Consider the following 20,382-nt stretch of genomic DNA (forward strand, 5'->3'; position numbering starts at 1 on the left):
GAAGAACTGGAGTCGACCGTGACCACCTCCACCTCCACCGCACCGACCGTGGTGATCGTGCCCGGACTGCGGGACCACGTCGCCGACCACTGGCAGACCTTGCTCGCCGAGAGACTCGACACCGCGCGGACGGTGCCGCCGCTCGAACGGGACAAGCTCAGCCTCGCGGCCCGGGTCGCCGCCCTCGACACCGTCCTCGCCGACATCGACGGCCCGGTCGTGCTGGTCGCTCACAGTGCGGGAGTGGCGATCACCGTCCACTGGGCGCAGCAGTCCACCCGCCCGGTCCAGGGCGCCCTGCTGGTCACCCCACCGGACCTCGAGGAACCACTGCCCGCGGGGTATCCCACCCCCGGGGAACTCGAGCAGGGTGGCTGGGATCCCGTCCCCCGGGGCCGGCTGCCGTTCCCCAGCGTCGTCGCCGCCAGCACCAACGATCCGATGGCCCGATTCCGTCGGGTCGCCGGGATGGCCGAGTCGTGGGGCAGCAAGCTCGTCGACCTCGGCGCGGTCGGCCACCTCAATCCCGCCGCCGGCTACGGGTACTGGCCGTACGCCGAGGAACTGCTTCGGGAACTGATCGAGAGCACGGTCGTCCCCGGCCTCGCGAACGCAGATGCCCGATGACGCGCAAAGTGTTCGGTTCGGCCGCCGACGCCGTCGCGGACATCGGGCCCGGTGCGTCGCTGGCGGTCGGCGGGTTCGGGTTGTGCGGCATCCCGGACGAGCTGATCGCCGCGATCGCCGCCGGTGACGCCACCGACCTGGAGGTGTACTCCAACAACTGCGGCGTCGACGACCGCGGGCTCGGGATCCTGCTCACCCGCAACCGGATTCGCCGCGTCACCGCGTCATATGTCGGGGAGAACAAGGAATTCGCCCGCCAGTACCTGTCGGGTGAACTCGAGGTCGAACTGACGCCGCAGGGCACCCTGGCCGAGAAACTGCGTGCCGGCGGTGCGGGGATCCCCGCGTTCTTCACCCCCGCCGGGGTCGGAACGCCCGTGTCCGACGGCGGGCTGCCGTGGCGGTACGCCGCCGACGGATCGGTGGCCGTCGCGTCTCCGCCGAAGGAGGTGCGCGAGTTCGCGGGCCGCCAGTACGTGCTCGAGGAGTCGATCACCGCCGACTTCGCACTCGTCCACGCCCGCATCGGCGACGCCGAAGGCAACCTCGTCTTCGCCAAGGCCGCAGGCAACTTCAACCCGCTCGCCGCGATGGCCGGCCGCATCTGCATCGCGCAGGTCGAGCAGCTCGTCGAGCCCGGGGTCCTCGACCCGGCGCGGGTGCACCTGCCGGGGATCTTCGTCGACCGGATCGTTCACACCGGGGCTCAGGACAAGCAGATCGAGAAGCGCACCGTCGCCGCGAGGAAGGACTGACATGACGACCATCGTCGAGACGATCGGTTGGACCCGCGAGGACATGGCAGCCCGTGCGGCCCGGGAACTGTCGCCGGGTGAGTACGTCAACCTCGGTATCGGGCTGCCCACACTGATCCCGAACTTCCTGCCCGCGGGGTTCGACGTGACGCTGCACAGCGAGAACGGCATCCTCGGCACCGGACCGTATCCGGACGAGGACGCGGTGGACGCGGATCTGATCAACGCCGGCAAGGAAACGGTCACCGTCAACGCGGGCGCGTCGTTCTTCGATTCGGCGCTCAGCTTCGGGATGATCCGCGGCGCCCACATCGACACCGCCGTCCTCGGCGGAATGCAGGTCTCCGCGGCAGGCGACCTCGCGAACTGGATGGTTCCGGGAAAGATGGTCAAGGGCATGGGCGGTGCGATGGACCTCGTGCACGGCGCCCGCAAAGTCATCGTGGTCATGGAGCACTGCGACAAGTCCGGTGCCCCGAAGATCGTCGAGCGCTGCACCCTGCCTCTCACCGGACGCGGTGTCGTGCACCGGATCATCACCAACCTGGCCGTCGTCGACGTCACCGACTCCGGTCTCGTGTTGCGCGAGTGCGCGCCCGGGGTCACCGAAGACCTGGTGCGCGCCGCCACCGCAGCGGGGCTGTCGTAGCGCTTCTCCCACCCTCCCACCACGAGAAAGTCTCCCGTGCTGAACCTTTCCGTCCTTCTCGAAGACTCCGCCCGCCGATTCCCCGACCGTGATGCCTTGATCCTCGGCGACGCACGGATGACCTACGCCGACCTCACCGCCCGGTCGAACCAGGTCGCGAACCTGCTGATGTCGTGCGGCATCGAACCCGGCGACAAGGTCGCGCTCTCCTGCCCCAACATCCCCCAGTTCCCCGTGGTCTACTACGGCATCCTCAAGGCCGGCGCCGTGGTCGTACCGCTCAACGTCCTCCTCAAGGACCGCGAGATCGCTTACCACCTCGCAGATTCCGATGCCAAGGCGTACGTGTGCTACGACGGCACCCCCGACCTGCCGATGGGCGAGTACGGGCGCTCCGCGTTCACGCAGAGTCCGCACTGCCACACCATGTTCCGCATCACCACCGACCCGGACGCTCCCGCCACGATCGACGGCATCGGAACGCTCGCGGACGCCCTCGCGGATCACACCACCGAGTGCGAGACCGTGGTCCGCGAACCCGGGGACACCGCTGTCATCCTCTACACGAGCGGGACCACCGGAAAACCCAAGGGCGCCGAGCTCACCCACGCCAACATGGTGCTCAACGCGCTGACCGCCAATCGTCTCTTCGACAGCACACCGGCCACCCACGACCGGTACCTCGTGACCCTGCCGCTGTTCCACTCGTTCGGCCAGACCGTCACCCTCAACGCCGGCATCTCGGTCGGGGCGACTCTCGTGCTGCTGCCCCGGTTCGAGGCCGCCGCCGCACTCGATCTCATCGAACGGGAGAACATCACCGTTTTCGCCGGGGTACCCACCATGTACTGGGGTCTGCTCGGCGCCCTCGACGAACACCCCGCCGACATCGACCGCATCGCCGGCAACATGCGACTCGCGATATCCGGCGGCGCCGCGCTGCCGGTGGAGATCCTCACCCGGTTCGCCGACCGCTTCGGTGTGCAGATCCTCGAGGGATACGGACTGTCCGAGACCTCGCCGCTCGCGACGTTCAGCGATCCCGGCGGCGATCCACGGCCCGGCTCGATCGGTGTCCCCGTGTGGGGAATCGAGGCCCGGCTCGTCGACAAGGACTGGAACACCGTCACCGGAGCCGGTGACATCGGCGAGATCGCGTTGCGCGGCCACAACATCATGAAGGGCTACTACAACCGCCCGGACGCCACGGCAGAAGTGCTGCGGGACGGCTGGTTCCGGACCGGCGACCTCGCCCGCGTCGACAACGACGGCTTCTACTACATCGTCGACCGGGCCAAGGACCTGATCGTGCGCGGCGGATTCAACGTGTACCCCCGTGAGATCGAAGAAGTCCTCCTCGGCCACGACGCCATCTCTCTCGCCGCCGTCGTCGGCATCCCCGACGACAGTCACGGCGAGGAGATCAAGGCGTACGTCATCCTCGAGCCCGGCGCACGGGTCACCGCGGACGATGTGATCGCCTGGGCCAAGCAGCAGATGGCGAGCTACAAGTACCCCCGCACCGTCGAATTCGTCACCACCCTTCCCATGACCGCCACCGGCAAGATCCTCAAACGCGAACTCGGCCGCGCCGCGGCCGCACTCTGATACCGGAAGCACAAGCGTGAGCGACACTCCCCTCCCCACCATCCCCGACGAGCTCACCGCTCCCCTCGACCTTCTCCTCACCAGCGGAACCCGCGGCGTGGCCGCCCGCATGCTCCCCGACAGCTCGTGGACCCGTCTCGGGGTCGGCCTCGCCGGCCGGCCGGGTACCGTTGCCCGGCGCGGCGGCGCCCTCGTCCGCGAACTCGGCGCCATCGCCGTCGGCACCTCGGATCGAACTCCCGCGAAGTCGGACAAACGCTTCGGCGACGCCGCGTGGCAGCAGAATCCGGCCCTGCGCCGGGCGATGCAGGCGTATCTCGCGACGTCGCACACCGCTGCGGCCCTGCTCGACGACGCCGAACTGGACTGGCGTGACCACGAGCGGATGCGGTTCGTCCTCGACAACCTCGTCGAAGGCCTGTCCCCCACCAACAATCCACTTCTCAACCCGCTGGGCTGGAAGGCAATGGTGGACACGGGCGGCCTCAGTGCGGCACGCGGAGTCCGCGCGCTCGTCCGCGACATGCTGTCGAAACCGCGCGTGCCTGCCATGGTCGAACCCGACGCGTTCGCCGTCGGGGAGGACGTGGCTGCGACGAAGGGTGCCGTGGTCCTGCAGACTCGCACCTTCGAACTGATCCACTACACGCCGCAGACGGAGAAGGTCCGCGCCACACCGCTGTTGATCGTCCCGCCCGTCATCAACAAGTACTACATCCTCGACATCGCACCGGGCCGCAGTCTGATCGAGTACCTCCTGCAGCAGGGTCAGCAGGTCTTCGCGATCTCCTGGCGCAACCCCCACGCCCGGCACCGGGACTGGGATGCCGACACCTACGGCGCGGCGATCGTGGAGGCGCTCGATACGGCGCAGTGCATTGCCGGGACCGACAGCGCCCACGTCCTGGGCACCTGCTCGGGTGGGATTCTCGCGGCGATGGTCGCGGCACATCTCGCCGAGATCGGTGAGGGCGACCGCATCGCCGGCCTCACCCTGGCCGTCACCGTCCTCGACCAGACCCAGGCCGGCACCGCGGCTGCCGTCATGAGCGAGCGCGCCGCCGCGGCCGCGATCCGCGACTCGGCCGCCAAGGGATATCTCGACGGCCGCACCCTCGCCGAGATGTTCGCCTGGCTGCGTCCGACCGACCTGGTCTGGCGGTACTGGGTGAACAACTACGTGCAGGGCCGGGCTCCTGCCGCCTTCGACGTGCTGTTCTGGAACTCCGACACCACCCGCATGGCGGCGGCACTGCACCGCGATCTCGTCCTGCTCGGGCTGCGCAACGCGCTGACGACGCCGGGCGCTGCGACCATGCTCGGCACACCCGTCGACCTGGCCACCGTGACCGCCGACGCGTACGTCGTCGGCGGCTCCGCCGACCACCTCTGCCCGTGGCAGTCCACCTACCGGAGCGCTCGCCTTCTCGGCAGCAAGGACTCCCGCTTCGTGCTGTCGTCGAACGGTCACATCGCCTCACTCGTGAATCCGCCGGGCAATCCGCGGGCGTCCTTCCGATTCGGGCAGCCCGACCCGGAGACTCCGGACGAGTGGCTGGCCGCGGCGGAGACCGCGTCCGACTCGTGGTGGCCCGACTACGCCCGCTGGCTGGCCGAGCGCAGCGGACCCGACATCGACGCACCCCACGGCCTCGGTGCCCGGCAGTTCCCGCCACTCGCCCCGGCACCGGGCACCTACGTCCATCACAGCTGACCCGCACGACACGATCAGAGGCACACCATGACCATGAACCTTGCCCACCCCACCGATCTCCTCGGGCTCGTCGGACAGACCGTCGGAACCACCGGCACGCTCAAAATTGCTCAGGATCAGGTGAATCTGTTCGCCGACGCGACCGGGGACCACCAGTGGATCCACACCGATCCCGAACGCGCGGCCCATGGCCCCTTCGGCTGCACGATCGCGCACGGCTATCTCACGCTGTCGTTGGCGCCGAGCATCCTCGCCGAGGTTCTCACCGTCGACGGCGTCCACGCCGCCCTCAATTACGGCCTGAACAAGGTGCGGTTCCCGGCGCCCGTGCCCGTCGGTTCCGCGCTGCGCGTCACAGTGTCCGTGATCGCCGCGCAACGGAAACCGGCCGGCATCGAGGCAGTCTTCGGGTTGACCTACGAGATCGACGGCGGAACGCGTCCGGTATGCATCGCGGACGTCGTGGTGCTCTACACGTGAGCGTGACCGAATTGTTCGGCAGGGGCGACCGGTTCGAAGACAGGGTCGTTCCGGTCGGGGGTCGGCGGATCCGGGTGCGGATCCGCCGCGGGACCGGTGTGCCCCTGGTTCTGTGCAACGGCATCGGAGCGGGCCTGGAAGTACTGGACCCGCTGGTCGCCGCAATGGATCCGGCGGCGACGATCATCAGTTTCGACGTGCCCGGTACCGGGGGTTCGCCGGCCTCACCGGTCCCGTACGGGATTCCTGCCCTCGCGTGCGGCCTGAGCCGCCTCCTCACCGAGATCGGGGTCGATGTCGTCGACATCCTCGGCTTGTCCTGGGGCGGAGCGCTGGCCCAGCAGTTCGCCCTGCAGAATCCGCGGCGCTGTCGGCGCGTCGTCCTCGTCGCCACCGGGACCGGGGCCCTGATGATTCCGGGCCACCCGCGTGTGCTCGCGAAGATGCTGACTCCGAGGCGGTTCACCGACACCGGCTATGCGGCTGCCATCGCCGGCGACCTGTACGGTGGCACGGCGCGCCTCGGCGGTGAAGCCGTTGCGCGAGTCTTCAGAAAACAGATGCACACGGGCTCCCGCATCGGTTATCTCCATCAACTCCTCGCGGGGGCGATGTGGACGAGCCTGCCGATACTTCCGCTCATCCGGCAGCCCACACTGATCGTCGCGGGCACAGACGACCCGATCATTCCCATCGCCAACGCCCACATCATGAACGCGCTCCTGCCGCACGCGACGCTGCACCTGCACCCCGGCGGTCACCTCGACATCGTCACCAACGCAACCGATCTCGCACCCGCTGTCAGGTCCTTCCTCGCGTCGCCGTAGCCGTCGGCGCACGCGACAGGTCAGCCGTCCTCCCCCATCTCGGCGAGCGTCGTCCGCAGGCGCTCGGTGTCCGCCGGGGTCCAGCTGTCGGGCGACAGGATTGCGCTCCACGCGTCGGCGATGTCGACGACGTACGTGTGTCCGTGCCCGTCGGGAACGCCCGTCGACACCGCCATGTCGGCCGCCACCTGAAGGAACGTCACGAACGGGAACCACTGTGTGCTGTCGAGGACGTCGTAGCCACGGTCCTCCTTCAGCCAGTCGGGCTCGCTCAGCAGGAGTTCGGGTGACCACCAGACGATCGGGTCCGATGGGTGTTGGAGGTAGACCATCCGTGGCCGTCCCCACGGGGCGTCGGGGCGCGGCAGGTCCTCCGGTGCGCGTGCTCCGAAGCGGACGGTCTCGCCGTGCTCGTAGATCGGCAGCCATTCGGGCGAGCCCGGATCGCGGTTCGTGGTGACGTCGGTCCAGATCTCGTTCGCGTTCGGCGGTCCCGTGAACAACACACCGTCGGTGCGAGCCTCGACGTCGTCGACACTGCCGAATGCACTTTCGCCCCCGAACGATCCGAGGCTCTCCCCCATGACGACGAGTTTCGGACGAGTTTCCGGTGGCAATACCTTCCACTTGTCGTACACAGCGTCGAACAATGCCTCCCCGGCCTGGTGGGCACGCTCCTTGTCCACCAGGAAGGACAGCCAACTCGGCAGATAGGAGTACTGCAATCCGACCATCGCGGTGTCCCCGTTGTACATGTACTCCAGCGAGGAGGCGAGGCTCTCGTTGATCCACCCGGTACCGGTGGTCGTGGCCACGCCCACGACCGCACGATCGAACCCGCCGGCGCGTTCGAGTTCGTCCGCTGCCAGCTGGGCGTTCCCGCTGATCGAATCGCCGCCGCTGGCGAGCCCGGCGTAAGTCCGGATCGGCTCCACCGCGGGCCGCCCGCCATTGAACGCGGACAATTCGTCGACGGTGGGACCACGCGACATGAAAGAACGGCCCTGCCGGCCCAGCGAATCCCACGTGACGAGCGAGTCCGGCCCGCCCGAGCGCAGCGACGACGTCGGCGGCTCGTCACCGGCCTTCGTCTCCTGGTTGACGGCGGCGAACGAATTGTTCAACCCCGACATGATCACCCGCACCGCCGCGCCGTTGACGAGTGCGAACAGCAGCGCCACCACCAGTACGCCGATGACCGTCGCCGAGATCCGCCGCGGCACCACCCGGCTGATCTTGCGTTCGACCCACCGCACCGCCCGCAGCAGAACCCGGGCAAGCGCCACCAACCCGACATAGATCAGCACCGCCACGACCACCATGACGAGATAGCCGAACCACGGGAATGGTGCGGCACTCATGATCGCCCGCAACTGCGACTGCCAATCCCAGAACCACACCAATATCGCCGCGGTTCCGACGATTCCGATCACCGACGCCACCCGGCGCACCATTGTCTTCACATGGGTGGGCGCCTCCCGCTGCACGAGGTAGCGGACCAACTTGGAACCGAGGTTCCGATGGCGTAGCCGATCGCCGCCGAGACGCCGGTGACCAATCCCTGGAAGAACGGACCGCGCGGCAGCAGTGTCGGCGTCAACGACAGCCACACGAACAGCACGGCGACCACCAGCCCCTCGAAGGCATAGCGGTCGGGAAGCCAGCGGCGATGCCCGGGTGGCCGGACAGGACCGGCTTCGCGCTCGGGTGCACCATCGATCACATCGTTCGGCACCTACCAAGCGTAGCCGTCACAGAGTCGCGATCGACGGCAATCCGCAATCACACCACGTCCCGAACACCGAAGCCCACGTGGGATGTTCGCATTTCGGCCGAATCTGCTCACCCCGGCGTCATCGGCGACCTGTGAGACCAGTGTCCGCACGCGGACCCAAGATCCTGAATCGTTCGTCATGTCCGGGTGAGGACCCGTGGCCCGATCTGGTGGGCGAGCTCGAGCGCGAGCTCGAGCGCCAGCCGGCGTTCGCCGGGATGGTGACCGAGGAGTTCGGTTGCACGCGCGACGCGTTGCAGGACGGTGTTGCGGTGGGTGTGCAGGCGGACGGCGGCGCGGGGTGCGTTGTCGGCTTCGTCGAGAAACACCCGCAAGGTCTCGCGGAGCCGAGCCGCGCCGGGTGTGTCCGCGGCGAGCGGGCCCAGCGTCGTGGCGACGAAATCGGCCGCGCGGTCGTGGTTTTGCGCTGCCAGCGCCGTGACTTCGAGGTCGCGGTAGAGCGCCAGGCGCGCACCGCTCGGGTGCCCGCTGAGCAGCCGCTGGATGGTCAGCGCCGCATCATGTGAGCGGCGGAACCCGGTGATGCCGGGCTGGGTGGGGCCGACCGCGACGCGGACATTGGGTTGCGCTCGGGTGAGCGCGTCGCGCAGTGCGTCGAGCGCGGGGTCGGAGTCGGTGCCGAACCATGCCCACAGCGTCGAGATCCCGGCGGGGAGGGTCAGCGGAGGGCGCGCACCGGCGGCGCGGGCGAGGCTGGTGGCGGCGGACTCCAGCGCGCCCTGCACCTCGCCGGGCGGTTGGGCCCACAACACGAGTGCGGTATGGCGCCGGGCCAGTTCGTACCCCAGGCGTTCGCCGGCGCGGCGGCTGTCGATCGGGGCACCGTCGAGGATCAGACGAATGGTCTCGGCGCGGCGTGCGAGCGCACCACCGAGCACCTCCTCGCGCTCGCGCTGCGCGTCGGCAATGACACGGCCGATCACGTGGTCGACGTATTCGAACAGGTGCTGCGAGAACGCCTCCAACAACTCGACGAGCTGCGGGCCCGGTGGGACGACCCGAGCTGCGTGCGCGATGAAGCTCTGCCACACCAGGTTCTGCCCTCGGCGGTAGGCGTGGAAGATCACGTCGAGGTCGATGCCGCGGCGAACGACGGTGCGGACCACATCCAGCGCCTCCGGTGGGACGTCGATCGGTGCGGCGCGGCCGTCGCGGCGTGCGAGTGTAGTGAGTAGGCGCGCGACGTTCGCGCGGTTGCTTGCCGACATCTCCGCCGCGATTGCTGCATCGGCGCCCAGCGCTGGGGCCAGCTTGACCTCCTCGGCGTCCATGTCTTCGACGAACTGATCGAGTTCGGCGAGCATCGACTCGGCGACATCACCCATGAGACCGACGATCACCGCGGGGGTCGTTCCGCTGGTCATGAGAAGAGTGTGCTACCGCACATAGCCGGAGGCAAGGATTAGGCGAGCGGACATGTCGCTGGGTGCGGGTGCAGACCTACTGTGAAACACATCACAACCTCGCACGACAGCGACCAGGAGACCCCAGTGACGATCACGACCATCCCCGAGGTGGAGACCATGGACTTCGATGTGTTGATCATCGGCGCCGGCATCTCCGGAATCGGTGCGGCCTACCACCTGAAGACCCGCCGGCCGGACACGACGTTCGCGATCCTGGAGGGTAAGGACGCGATCGGCGGGACGTGGACCCAGTTCCGCTACCCGGGGATCCGCTCGGACTCGGACATGCCGACCTTCGGCTTCGGCTTCAAGCCGTGGACGCACAAGAAGGCGATCGCCGACGCGCACATCATCCTGGACTACCTGCAGGAGACCGTCACCGAGAACCACATCGACGAGCACATCCGATTCGGATACCGGGTGTCGTCGGCGGAATTCTCCTCGTCGGAAGGGCGCTGGACCGTGACCGCGCAACGTTCCGGCAGCGACGAGACCGTGCAGATCACCGCGCGATTCCTGTTCTCCGGCACCGGCTACTACAACCACGAAACCGGCTTCACGCCCGAGTTCGACGGCATCGAGGACTTCACCGGCCGGGTGGTTCATCCCCAGCACTGGCCCGAAGAGCTCGACTACTCCGGCAAGAAGGTGGTTGTCATCGGCAGCGGCGCGACCGCGGCAACGCTGATCCCCGCGATGGCCGGCACCGCCCAGCACATCACGATGTTGCAGCGCTCGCCGAGCTACGTGCTCTCGCTGCCGGCCGAGGACGCGATCGCGAACACGCTCAACAAGCTGATCGGCCCGAAGCGGGCCTACCCGATCATCCGGCGCAAGAACATCATGATGCACCGCGGGATCTTCAAGGCCTGCCGCCGCTCCCCGAAGCTCATGCGCAAGCTGTTGATCGCCAACGTCCGCCGCCAGCTGCCCAAGAACTTCGACGTCGACACCCACTTCACCCCCCGCTACAACCCCTGGGATCAGCGCCTGTGCATGGTGCCCAACGGCGACCTGTTCAAGGCGATCTCGACAGGCCAGGCCTCGGTGGTGACGGACCGGATCGAGCGTTTCACCGAAACCGGGATCCGGCTCGAGTCCGGCCAGGAACTCGAGGCCGACATCGTCGTCACCGCCACCGGTTTGAACATGCTCGCGTTCGGTGCGATCCAGATCAGAGTCGACGGAGAGCCGGTGAATCCGCCCGACACGACCGTCTACAAGTCGATGATGCTCAGCGGCCTACCGAACTTCGTGTTCGCACTCGGCTACACGAACATCTCCTGGACGCTCAAGGTCGACCTCATCAGCGAGCACTTCTGCCGACTGCTCGACCACATGGACGAGCGCGGCTACACCACCGTCGAACCGGTCCTCACCGATCCGGGCATGGAACGGGTCCCGTTGCTCGACCTCACCTCCGGATACGTCCAGCGTGCGGTCGCCGCGTTCCCCCGTGCAGGCACCAGCGGCCCGTGGACGGCCGCGATGGCCTACGAGAAGGACGTCGAGCGGCTGCGTGAGGGGCCGATCGAGGACCGCGACCTGCGGTTCACCGCCAGCCAGCCGGCTCTGCTGGCCTCGTGATCGGAGTGAGCACGATGAAGAACGAGATCACCTTCACCAGCCACGGCGTCACCTGTGCGGCCTGGCACGTTTCGGCCACCACCGACGCGCTGGACCGGGAACCCGGCCGGCCGTGCGTGGTCATGGCACACGGCTTCGGCGGCACCCGGGACACCGGCCTGCTGGGCTACGCCGAGGCATTCGCTCAGGCAGGCATCGATGCGTTCGTCTTCGACTACCGCGGCTTCGGTGACTCGGACGGCAGTCCACGCCAGGATGTTTCGTTCCGGCGTCAGCGACAGGATTACCGTGCCGCGATCGATGCGGCCCGCCGCCTGCCGGGCGTCGACCCGGACCGGATCGCACTGTGGGGGACGTCGTACTCCGGTGGTCACGTCATCGCGGTCGCGGCGGAGGATGGGCGCGTCTCGGCGGTCGTTTCCATGACACCGGCCACCGACGGGCTGGCCGCCCTGGTGCAGATCGCCCGCTACGCCGGCCCCGGCCAGCTGGTTCGCGCCACCGGACACGGGCTGCGGGACGTCGCCCGTGCGCTGACCAAGCGCGCGCCGCACCACGTTCCGGTGGTCGGTCAGCCCGGGTCGGCGGCGATCATCAGCACGCCTGGCGCCGAGGAGGCCTACACCTCCATGGCGGGCGCGACCTGGCGCAACGAAGTGTGTGCACGCACCGCACTGGAGGTCGGTTTGAACCGGCCCACTACCTTCGCCCGTCATCTCACCTGCCCGATCCTGGTGCAGGTCGGCACGCGCGACCGCATCGCGCCGCCCGACGCGGCGCGCCGGACCGCCGCGAAGGCCGGTCCGCTCGCGCAACTGCGCGAGTACCCCGTCGATCACTTCGACGTCTATCAGGGGCCCTGGCAGCAGCAGGCACTGGCCGACCAGCTCGCCTTTCTGCACCGAGTCCTCGACCCCGTCCGCAGCACGCCGTCGCTGACGATGTGAGACGGCACCCACCGCACATCAGAAATATGCATCACCGAACACGAATGGAGAAGTTATGTCAGACCTGAATCGGGTCACCGTATTGGGCGCAGGCGTCCTCGGCGGGCAGATCGCATGGCACAGCGCGTTCAAAGGGAAGGACGTAGTCGTCTACGACCTACACCAGAAGGCCATCGACAATTGCCGTGCTGCGCACGAAATGTACGCCGACATCTACCGCGTGGACGTCGCCGCCACCGACGAGGACATCGCGAAGACCCGGAAACGGTTGACCTACAGCACCGATATTTCCGAGGCCGTTCAGCATGCAGACTTGGTCATCGAAGCGGTATCGGAGAGGCCCGACGTGAAGACCAGCGTCTACGAGACCATGGCACCGCACCTCCCCGAACACACGTTGATCGCGACGAACTCGTCGACATTGTTGCCGCAGGACTTTGCAGCAGCGACCGGCCGTCCGGAAAAATACTGCGCGCTGCATTTCGCCAATCTCATCTGGAAACTGAATGCAGTGGAGATCATGGCGCACCCGGAGACCGCGCGAGATACGTTGATCGCGGCAACGGAGTTCGGCATCGAAATCGGCATGGTCCCCGTCCCGATACAGAAGCAGCAGAATGGGTACGCCATCAATACCTGGCTCGTTCCCCTGCTGAATGCCGCACAAACCCTCGTGACAAACGATGTCGCAACCGCCGAGGACGTCGACCGCACCTACATGATCGTCAATCGAGGCTGCTCCATGGGCCCATTGGGGCTGATGGACGTCGTCGGTATGACCACCGTGTTCAATGTTCTCGACCACTGGGGGCATGTGAACAACGACGAGCAGATGCTCCGGAATGCTCACTACATCGAGAAGAACTTCCTCGATCAGGGTCTGCTGGGATTGCAGACAGGACGGGGATACTACAACTATCCCGATCCCGCCTACGGCACCGACGACTTCCTTTCTCCCCCAGACATTTCCGCAGCCTCCGACATTGCGGAAAAGGCGTTACTGCTCCACACGTCGGCCAATAGGCCACCGGCGCGATGTGGCAGCACAGGGGTGAACAACCCCGACGAGCAATCGCGACATGTCGGTAAGCCTCATGAGCACGCACCCACTACCCGGGTGGTCGCCTGGTAGTCACCCGTTTCGGGGGATGTGACCGGCGCTGCGGGTGTCGAGGCTGGAAGCCGGACAACAATGCGAGGCGGCTACAGCATGCACAACCGGATCGAGGTGACGTCAATCGATATCCGCGATTGGTCGGAGCCATTCCGCGCGAAGGCCAACTACTGGCCGAGCCGGGCGACCCACCGGCCTGGTGGCCGACCTAGCCCGCGCCTTCACTGACCCACCGTCATCCACATCAATTGGAGGAAACCATGGCCCTCGATACATTCGCCCTCCTGGCGGCGACCTACGACTCGCAGGACGCCGCGATCGCCGACTACGACGCCGTGCACGAGCTCTACGTCGAGACGGGCCTGGTCGATACCTACGACGCCGCCGTCATCACCAGAACGGACAAAGGCAAGGTCAAGATAGTCAAGAAGCATGAGCAGCCGACCCGGCAGGGCGCCTGGGGCGGACTCGGCATCGGCCTGGTCGGGGGTGCGCTCGTTGCCCTGTTCCCAGCCGTAGGGCTCGGGGCCGGGCTGTTGTTGGGTGGCGCCGGCGGCGCTGGTCTCGGGGCCCTCGGCGGGCACGTCGCGGCCGGGATGAGCCGCTCCGACCTCAAGGAGGTGGGTGAGCTGCTCGACGCGGGTGACAGCGGACTGATCGTCGTTGCGGCGACGGACCTCGAGGCGCGCGTCGAGAAGGCGCTCGAACGCGCCTCCAAGGTGACCAAGAAGCAGCTAGAGGCGGACACGGAGCAGGTCAGCAAGGAGATCGACGAGGCCTCCAAATCCTGAGAATTGCACCGACACGACGGTTCGACGCCTCGCGCCTCCGGTCGCACGACGTCGAGGGCGAGCCCGATTCTTCTAGACGGGGTCCGTGGGCTCTCGGCGCTTCCGTGAGCGCTCGATGGCGCCGTAGAGGAGTTTGCCGCCGATCCCCAAGAGCACCAGGTTGGTGACCATCTGGGTGGTGACCACCGCCCGTCCGGTGTCCGAGACGGCCAGGATGTCCCCGAATCCGACGGTCGAGAAGACGGTGACGGTGAAATACAGCGACGCCATCCGGGACAGCGCGGCCGAGAAGCTGCCCGGGTTCACCGCCGCCATCAGGTAGTACATGATCGAGAATCCGAGCAGGTAGAGCGGCAGGACGGTGGCGATCGCCTCGACGGCCTGGGGCACCGGGTACCGCGATCGCAGGATCCGGCGGAACTGCCACGTGGTCACCGCACCGAACACGCAAATCGTCCCGACGAGCAGCAGCCAGCTCCGTGGATCGTTCACATTGTCCAGTGGCACAGTAAAATACAGCGCAAGTAGCAGTGCCGTTGTCAGTATCGGACGCAGAATCGCTCCGCGCAGCTGTGCGCGCCGGCTCGCGCGTGTCGGCGCCGGTGAGTGGTCGAACATCAGGTCGCCTCCCTGGGACACTCGCGGAAGACTTCCCAACCGCGTTACTGCACCCGCTCGATTTCGCTCGGTCGCCAGGTCTTGTCGAAGAAGGATTGCAGCGGGCTGTACAGGCGCAGGATGACGAACCAGCCCTTGCCCGGAACGGTCTGGATCCAGTTGCCCTCGCCCACACCGTCCGGTTTTTCGGGGGCGAAGTAGACCGTGGTCGACCCGTCGGCGTCGGCGTCGGCGGCCGGGGACGGGTAACTCTGGCTACCTGCCCTCGGGAAGCGTTGCGGTGTCTGCAGCATCGACCGGGTCTGGTTGTCGTACAACGTGACCGACCAGAACCGGGCCGCGGGGATGTCGGGCGGCAACGACATCGTGTGCGTCTTCGCACCGTCGTAATAGGCGTTCTCGCTATCTTTGAACGCAACCAGGTATTGCGACCCGATGCCGGTCAGCAGCATGCACATCGCCGGGGTGATCGCGGTGTAGCCGTAGAAGAACATCGTCCGCAGGTGCAGCTTCTTCGCACCGCCGGGCGGGAAGGGTTTGATGCCTTCCTCGGTGACGAGCGGCGGCGGCGTTTCGAAGGTGTAGCCGCCTGGGAAGAGCATGTTGGTCCACGCCGACCCCGGGTAATACACGTGCCCCTCCGCCTCGCGGGCATCGAACATCAACGACCGCGAGGTCGCGTGGCCCACCGCGGCCGCCTCCTCCAGGATCTTGCGCATCCGCTCGTCCGGGTCGAACTTTTCACCCTTCACGATGCCGATCGCGGCCAGCTGCCCCAGCGTTTCGGCATCGGTGGCAGTGGCGGGCTCTTCCTGGACCAATGCGTCGAGCAGTTCGTAGAACCCGAAGTCCGAGGGCGGAATCGTGTTGAACTCCTTCCCACTCGCCTCGACGAACCGGGTCTCCGGCGGCGCCGCCGACTTCCCTGGCCGGACCTTCCCTTCCAGCAGCGTCGCGACGGCGGTGCCGTACCCACCGGGCACGTACGGGTACAGCTTCAGGGTGTTCTTGATCACCGCGACCGTGGGTTTCGGGTCGCTGTCCTGCATGAACGACCGGCCGATCAGCATGACGCGGTTGGTCCGCGAGTGGCCCAGATGGAAGCCGCTGTCGGGCAGGGGACCGTCGTGACCCGGGGGGATGAGCAGGAATCGGCCGCCCTCGCCCCGGTCGGGGCCAGGCAGTCCGAAGTCGCTGATCCAGTGAAACCACATGTCGTCGAAGACGCCCAACGCCATCGGCGGTGTCTCGACCACCATCGGGCCGCCGTTCAGATCCACGATCGACCAGAAGTAGACGGTGTCGGCGTTGGCGGTCAGGAACAGTGACTGCGAATCCAATAGCTCCGAAAAGATGAGGATCGAGTTGTCCTCGGCGCCGGCGTCGAGGAAGCCTTGGCGCAGCGCCCAGGTGGATGCTCCCGGGAACGCGTTCAGGTAGACGTTCACCCCGTGCAGGAAGTCGAGGTGGTCGTACGCCTTTTCCACGGTCTCCCGGCTCGGTGCGCCGTCGGTGAAGTCCACGGCGCCGAGCCGGGTGTCCATCCGGGCGGGCGCGGAGATCGATTCCAGGGTTTTTCGGTCGACACTCATCTGACGGTTCCCTTCCACTCTTAACGCTGGCTATCGGCCAGGGCGGTTCATGCCTTGTTCTCGTACTTTTCGGCCGCGGTGTCGATGGTCAATCCGGAGCCGAAATGCGGCCCACCGCCGACGTTGTAGATACCGGCGATCCGCTTGGGGTAGGACTTGGCGGCGACGACGGCCTCGGACCAGGGGTCGAGGTGTGAGAGCAGTTCGTCGAGGTCGTCGCCGAGTGCGTCCAGCACGGACCGTTCGAGTTCGTCGGTGCGGACCTCGATTTCCTCGCGGAATGCGCGGCCGGCGTCGGTGAGCTTCTCGTCGCCGGTCACAAGTCCACGTTTCTCGAGTCGCTCGAAGCCGGCGTCCATATCGGCCGCTTTCCAGCCGCGGGTCGGGGCGTAGGCGCGGGCCGGGAGTCCCCACCACTGTTCGGTCAGCAGGAGGATCTCGACCGCGTCGACGCCGCCGACCGCCCAGGCGATGACGTGGCTGTCGCCTCGGTGCTCCCTCAGCAGGTCCGCCGCCCGCCACAAGTCACCGATCGGGGTGCCGGGGAAGCCGAGCGAGCGCAGGCCCCCGTAGATCGGGTGCGCTTCCCACCGGGCCGCGTCGGCGCCGCGGCGGAGCAGGTCGGTCACCCGAGCGAGCCCCTCGGGCTTATCGCCGAGCACCCGCGCCAGCATGGCGGTCGCCCCCTTTTCCCGGGCTGCGAGGATTGTTTCGCGGTCGGCGAGCTGCCGTCCTTTCTCGACGGCGGGCACAACCACCTTCGGGTTGAAGCAGCCGAAGGCGGCGGCGACCACTTCCCCCGGTACGTCGCCCATGCAGGCGCTGCGGCTGGTGAAGTACGCCGTCATTTCCGGGCGGGCGGCGCCTTCGTGGGTGACGGGACTGCCCGCGAAACCGAGTTTCTCGTACGCCGCGTGCGCCTCGGGGGCGAAGTACACCCCGGCCGCCACGGGTTCGAGTGCGTTGCGCAGCCGGCGGGCCCTCTCCCGGAATTCTGTGGCCATCGGATCTTCTCCCTTGTGTGTTCGGTGCCCGGTTGTCATGTGTCATGTGTCATGTCGAGGGTGTCGTTTGCTGGGCTGGTTGTGTCTCACCGCGGGGGTTGTTGCGGAACCAGGTGGCGTAGCGGTTGGCCAGCGGCGAGGCGCTGAGTCCGTGGGCCAGGACCGAGAGGCCGATCGTGACGATCGCGGTGGTCAGGAGCAGTTCCTCGTGGGGTAGTTCGCCCGGTTCTTCGAGGATGAGAATGGCGAAGACGATGGTGGCGAGCCCGCGTGGGCCGAACCAGCCGATGAAGCCGACGGTCGGTGCGCGGGCGTGCATCCCGATCATCGACAACGCCACCGGGATCATGCGGACGACGGTCAGGCTCACCACCGCGTAGCCGAGCACCGCCCAGGACAGGTGACCGAGGGCGGGGCCTAGCAGGATGGCGCCGAAGACGATGAAGGTCACGGCGTTGAACACGTCCCCGGACTCGTCGAGGAGACCCGCACCGTCACTGCCGGCCGCCTTGCGGCGGCGGATGGTCCCGAAGGTCAGTCCGCCGACGAACGCGGCAATGAATCCCGACCCGCCCAGCGGCACGGCGAAGGTGTAGGCGAGGACAGCAGCCGCGACGGGAACGATCTGCGCCCACAACGGGTCGATCGTTCCGCGCCGTTGGGCGGTGATCAGGATCGCGGCGGCGACCGCCCCGGCGCCGAGGCCGGCCACGATGCCGTACCCGATCTGTTCGGCGACCAACCGGACGGCCGCGCCGCCCCCGATCGTCCCCGACTCGGCCTGGGCGATCGCCAGCACGACCAGAAACAGTGGCACGCAGATTCCGTCGTTGAGACCGCTCTCGACGTTCAAGCCCTGGCGTACCCGGGACGGGAGAAGCGGGAGCGTGACCACGGCCTGCCCGAGCGCGGCGTCGGTGGGGGCGAGGATCACCGCGAGGAGCAGCGCCTCGGGCCAGGCGAAGTCACCGAGCATCACCACCGCGGCGCCGAAACCTGCCGCGATGGTCAACGGCAGCCCGATGCCGAGCAGTCGTGCGGGCAGGGAGATCTCGGCGCGGAGCGCCGGCAGGTCCACGTGGGAGGCATCGGAGAACAGCACCAGTGCCAGCGTCACCTCGGCGAGGAGTTTGATGATCTCGCCGGTGGCTTCCACGTCGATCAGCCCGGCCACGCTGGCACCGAGGACGAGGCCACTACCGGTGAAGACGATCGGGGCCGTGATCGGTCTACCCTCGATGCGGCCGGAGATGGCGGCGAAGACGAGCAGCACTCCGGCGATTGCGGGAAATGCCCACGTCACGGTGTCACCGCCTCATCGCACCGGATCGACCTCGCTGGGTCGCCAGGTCTTGTCGAAGAAGTTTTGCAGCGGGCTGTAGAGGCGCAGGATGACAAAATATCCCTTGTTCGGGTCACTCTGGATCCAGTTGCCCTCGCCGACACCGTCGGGCTTGTCGGGAGAGAAGTGGACCGTGGTCGACCCGTCGGCATCAGCCTCCGCGGCCGGGGTGGGGTAGCTCTGACTGCCGGACCTCGGGAAGCGTTGCTGCGTCTGCAGCATCGACCGGGTCTGGTTGTCGTACAAGGTGATCGACCAGAAACGCGCCGCGGGGATATCAGGGGGCAGTGTCACCGTGTAGTGCTTGGCGCCGTCGAAGAAGTTGTTCTCGGAATCCTTGAACGCCACCAGGTATTGCGATCCGATACCGGTCAGTCGCATGCACATCGCCGGGGTGATGCCGGTGTAGCCGTAGAAGAACAACGTCCGCAGGTGCAGCTTCTTCGCGCCGCCGGGCGGGAACGGTTTGATGCCCTCCTCGGTGACCAGCGGAGGGGGTGTCTCGAAGGTGTAGCCCCCGGGGAAGAGCATGGCGGTCCACGCCGATCCCGGGTAGTAGATATGTCCCTCCGACTCGCGGGCGTCGAACATCAATGACCGCGAGGTCGCATGGCCCACCGCGGCCGCCTCCTGCAGAATCTTGCGCATCCGCTCGTCCGGGTCGAACTTTTCACCCTTGACGATCCCGATCGCGGCCAGCTGTCCCATCGTCTCTGGGTCGGTGGCGGTGGCGGGCTCTTCCTGGACCATCGCGTTGAGCGTCTCGTAGAAACCGAAGTCGGACGGCGGGATGGTGTTGAACGCCTTCCCGCTGGCCTCGACGAAGTTGGTTTTCGGCGGCGTCGCCGACTTTCCCGGGGGGACCTTTCCTTCCAGCAATGTCGCGACACTGGTCCCGTATGTACCCGGCACGTAGGGGTAGATCTTCAGCCGGTCCTTGATCTCCTCGACCGTCGGCTTCGGGTCGCTGTCCTGCATGAACGACCGGCCGAGCAGCAGGGCGCGGTTGGTCTGCGACTGGCCCACATGGAATCCGCTGTCGGGCAGGGGCCCGTCGTAACCCGGGGGAAGGAGTAGGAACCGGCCGCCCTCGCCCCGATCGGGGCCGGGGAGGCCGAAGTCGATGATCCAGTGGAACCACATGTCGTCGAAGACGCCCAACGCCATCGGCGGCGTCTCGACCACCATCGGCCCGCTACTGAGATCCACGAACGAGAGGTAATAGACGGTGTCGGCGTTGGCGGTCAGGAACAGGGACTGGGAATCCATCAGTTCGGAGAACATCACGACCGTGTTGTCTTCGGCGCCGATACCGAGGAAACCTTGACGCATCGCCCAGGTGGATGCGCCCGGAAAGGCGTTGAGGAAAACGTTCACTCCGTGCATCAGATCGAGGTGGTCATACGCCTTCTCCACGGTTTCTTTGGACGGGGCGCCGTCGGTGAATTCGAGTGCCCCTAATGGGGTCTCGAGGTGGTCGGGGGCGGAGAGCGATTCCAAGACTTTTCTGTCGATGCTCATCTGGG

Annotated in this window: 17 protein-coding genes and 1 pseudogene; 11 read left to right on the forward strand and 7 right to left on the reverse strand. The window is 67.0% G+C overall.

Features of this window, described 5'->3' with window-relative positions:
• The first annotated feature begins 18 nt into the window (after window positions 1–18).
• From ACNJ7E_RS17460 to ACNJ7E_RS17490, 7 genes are read left to right on the forward strand one after another with little or no spacing between them, the layout of a single operon-like run.
• The gene (locus ACNJ7E_RS17460; protein ID WP_280782846.1) at window positions 19–627 is read left to right on the forward strand and encodes an RBBP9/YdeN family alpha/beta hydrolase; all 609 of its coding nucleotides are present in this window, start codon (window positions 19–21) and stop codon (window positions 625–627) included.
• Window positions 624–1,382, forward strand: a complete 759-nt coding sequence (locus tag ACNJ7E_RS17465; protein ID WP_418340538.1) for a CoA transferase subunit A — start codon at window positions 624–626, stop codon at window positions 1,380–1,382. The genes ACNJ7E_RS17460 and ACNJ7E_RS17465 overlap by 4 nt, the downstream gene beginning before the upstream one ends.
• A 1-nt stretch (window position 1,383) precedes the next feature.
• The gene (locus ACNJ7E_RS17470; protein ID WP_418340539.1) at window positions 1,384–2,031 is read left to right on the forward strand and encodes a CoA transferase subunit B; all 648 of its coding nucleotides are present in this window, start codon (window positions 1,384–1,386) and stop codon (window positions 2,029–2,031) included.
• 36 nt (window positions 2,032–2,067) lie between these two features.
• Window positions 2,068–3,639: a long-chain-fatty-acid--CoA ligase gene (locus ACNJ7E_RS17475; protein ID WP_418340540.1), complete on the forward strand. Its 1,572-nt coding sequence runs from the start codon at window positions 2,068–2,070 to the stop codon at window positions 3,637–3,639.
• Between the two features lie 16 nt (window positions 3,640–3,655).
• A complete protein-coding gene (locus ACNJ7E_RS17480) occupies window positions 3,656–5,353 on the forward strand; it encodes a PHA/PHB synthase family protein (RefSeq protein WP_418340541.1) in 1,698 nt (565 codons plus the stop codon).
• 27 nt (window positions 5,354–5,380) lie between these two features.
• The gene (locus ACNJ7E_RS17485) at window positions 5,381–5,833 is read left to right on the forward strand and encodes a MaoC family dehydratase (RefSeq protein ID WP_280782851.1); all 453 of its coding nucleotides are present in this window, start codon (window positions 5,381–5,383) and stop codon (window positions 5,831–5,833) included.
• A complete protein-coding gene (locus tag ACNJ7E_RS17490; RefSeq protein ID WP_418340542.1) occupies window positions 5,830–6,660 on the forward strand; it encodes an alpha/beta fold hydrolase in 831 nt (276 codons plus the stop codon). The genes ACNJ7E_RS17485 and ACNJ7E_RS17490 overlap by 4 nt, the downstream gene beginning before the upstream one ends.
• Before the next feature lie 20 nt (window positions 6,661–6,680).
• Here ACNJ7E_RS17490 and ACNJ7E_RS17495 read toward each other — a convergent pair.
• Window positions 6,681–8,395 (reverse strand): annotated as a pseudogene (locus tag ACNJ7E_RS17495) (alpha/beta hydrolase).
• Window positions 8,396–8,571: 176 nt separating this feature from the next.
• Window positions 8,572–9,819 (reverse strand): PucR family transcriptional regulator, encoded by a 1,248-nt coding sequence (locus ACNJ7E_RS17500; protein WP_418340543.1) that lies wholly within the window; start codon window positions 9,817–9,819, stop codon window positions 8,572–8,574.
• Window positions 9,820–9,978: 159 nt separating this feature from the next.
• Between ACNJ7E_RS17500 and ACNJ7E_RS17505 the strand changes: the two genes are divergently transcribed.
• The 4 genes from ACNJ7E_RS17505 (at window position 9,979) to ACNJ7E_RS17520 (ending at window position 14,300) form a co-directional block, all read left to right on the forward strand.
• Window positions 9,979–11,448: a flavin-containing monooxygenase gene (locus ACNJ7E_RS17505; RefSeq protein ID WP_418340559.1), complete on the forward strand. Its 1,470-nt coding sequence runs from the start codon at window positions 9,979–9,981 to the stop codon at window positions 11,446–11,448.
• A gap of 14 nt (window positions 11,449–11,462) precedes the next feature.
• Window positions 11,463–12,395, forward strand: coding sequence for an alpha/beta hydrolase (locus ACNJ7E_RS17510; protein ID WP_418340544.1), 933 nt, complete (start codon window positions 11,463–11,465; stop codon window positions 12,393–12,395).
• 55 nt (window positions 12,396–12,450) lie between these two features.
• Window positions 12,451–13,527 carry a 3-hydroxyacyl-CoA dehydrogenase gene (locus ACNJ7E_RS17515; protein ID WP_418340545.1) on the forward strand — a complete coding sequence of 359 codons (1,077 nt, stop codon included), beginning with the start codon at window positions 12,451–12,453 and terminating at the stop codon, window positions 13,525–13,527.
• Between the two features lie 242 nt (window positions 13,528–13,769).
• Window positions 13,770–14,300 (forward strand): DUF1269 domain-containing protein, encoded by a 531-nt coding sequence (locus tag ACNJ7E_RS17520; protein WP_009476842.1) that lies wholly within the window; start codon window positions 13,770–13,772, stop codon window positions 14,298–14,300.
• A gap of 72 nt (window positions 14,301–14,372) precedes the next feature.
• Here the strand turns inward: ACNJ7E_RS17520 and ACNJ7E_RS17525 are convergent, their stop codons facing one another.
• The 5 genes from ACNJ7E_RS17525 to ACNJ7E_RS17545 form a co-directional block, all read right to left on the reverse strand.
• Window positions 14,373–14,792: an ion channel gene (locus tag ACNJ7E_RS17525; RefSeq protein ID WP_418340546.1), complete on the reverse strand. Its 420-nt coding sequence runs from the start codon at window positions 14,790–14,792 to the stop codon at window positions 14,373–14,375.
• 170 nt (window positions 14,793–14,962) lie between these two features.
• Complete coding sequence (locus ACNJ7E_RS17530) at window positions 14,963–16,510, reverse strand: DUF1254 domain-containing protein (RefSeq protein WP_418340547.1); 1,548 nt, start codon at window positions 16,508–16,510, stop codon at window positions 14,963–14,965.
• Between the two features lie 47 nt (window positions 16,511–16,557).
• Complete coding sequence (locus ACNJ7E_RS17535) at window positions 16,558–17,514, reverse strand: SCO6745 family protein (RefSeq protein ID WP_418340548.1); 957 nt, start codon at window positions 17,512–17,514, stop codon at window positions 16,558–16,560.
• Between the two features lie 49 nt (window positions 17,515–17,563).
• On the reverse strand, window positions 17,564–18,817 hold the full coding sequence (locus ACNJ7E_RS17540; RefSeq protein WP_418340549.1) for a cation:proton antiporter: 1,254 nt from the start codon (window positions 18,815–18,817) through the stop codon (window positions 17,564–17,566).
• A gap of 12 nt (window positions 18,818–18,829) precedes the next feature.
• Entirely contained in the window at window positions 18,830–20,377 is a 1,548-nt protein-coding gene (locus ACNJ7E_RS17545) for a DUF1254 domain-containing protein (protein ID WP_418340550.1), read from the reverse strand.
• Between the last annotated feature and the right edge of the window lie 5 nt (window positions 20,378–20,382).

This window comes from Rhodococcus mengyinensis (assembly GCF_048381435.1).
Lineage (GTDB): Bacteria > Actinomycetota > Actinomycetes > Mycobacteriales > Mycobacteriaceae > Rhodococcus_F > Rhodococcus_F opacus_D.

Excerpts from the sequence above, each read along its gene's own strand:
- ACNJ7E_RS17465 (WP_418340538.1), top strand. The coding sequence starts at position 624 with ATGACGCGCAAAGTGTTCGGTTCGGCCGCCGACGCCGTCGCGGACATC.
- ACNJ7E_RS17470 (WP_418340539.1), top strand. The coding sequence starts at position 1,384 with ATGACGACCATCGTCGAGACGATCGGTTGGACCCGCGAGGACATGGCA.
- ACNJ7E_RS17485 (WP_280782851.1), top strand. The coding sequence starts at position 5,381 with ATGACCATGAACCTTGCCCACCCCACCGATCTCCTCGGGCTCGTCGGA.
- ACNJ7E_RS17500 (WP_418340543.1), bottom strand. The coding sequence starts at position 9,819 with ATGACCAGCGGAACGACCCCCGCGGTGATCGTCGGTCTCATGGGTGAT.
- ACNJ7E_RS17505 (WP_418340559.1), top strand. The coding sequence starts at position 9,979 with ATGGACTTCGATGTGTTGATCATCGGCGCCGGCATCTCCGGAATCGGT.
- ACNJ7E_RS17510 (WP_418340544.1), top strand. The coding sequence starts at position 11,463 with ATGAAGAACGAGATCACCTTCACCAGCCACGGCGTCACCTGTGCGGCC.
- ACNJ7E_RS17515 (WP_418340545.1), top strand. The coding sequence starts at position 12,451 with ATGTCAGACCTGAATCGGGTCACCGTATTGGGCGCAGGCGTCCTCGGC.
- ACNJ7E_RS17520 (WP_009476842.1), top strand. The coding sequence starts at position 13,770 with ATGGCCCTCGATACATTCGCCCTCCTGGCGGCGACCTACGACTCGCAG.
- ACNJ7E_RS17530 (WP_418340547.1), bottom strand. The coding sequence starts at position 16,510 with ATGAGTGTCGACCGAAAAACCCTGGAATCGATCTCCGCGCCCGCCCGG.
- ACNJ7E_RS17535 (WP_418340548.1), bottom strand. The coding sequence starts at position 17,514 with ATGGCCACAGAATTCCGGGAGAGGGCCCGCCGGCTGCGCAACGCACTC.
- ACNJ7E_RS17545 (WP_418340550.1), bottom strand. The coding sequence starts at position 20,377 with ATGAGCATCGACAGAAAAGTCTTGGAATCGCTCTCCGCCCCCGACCAC.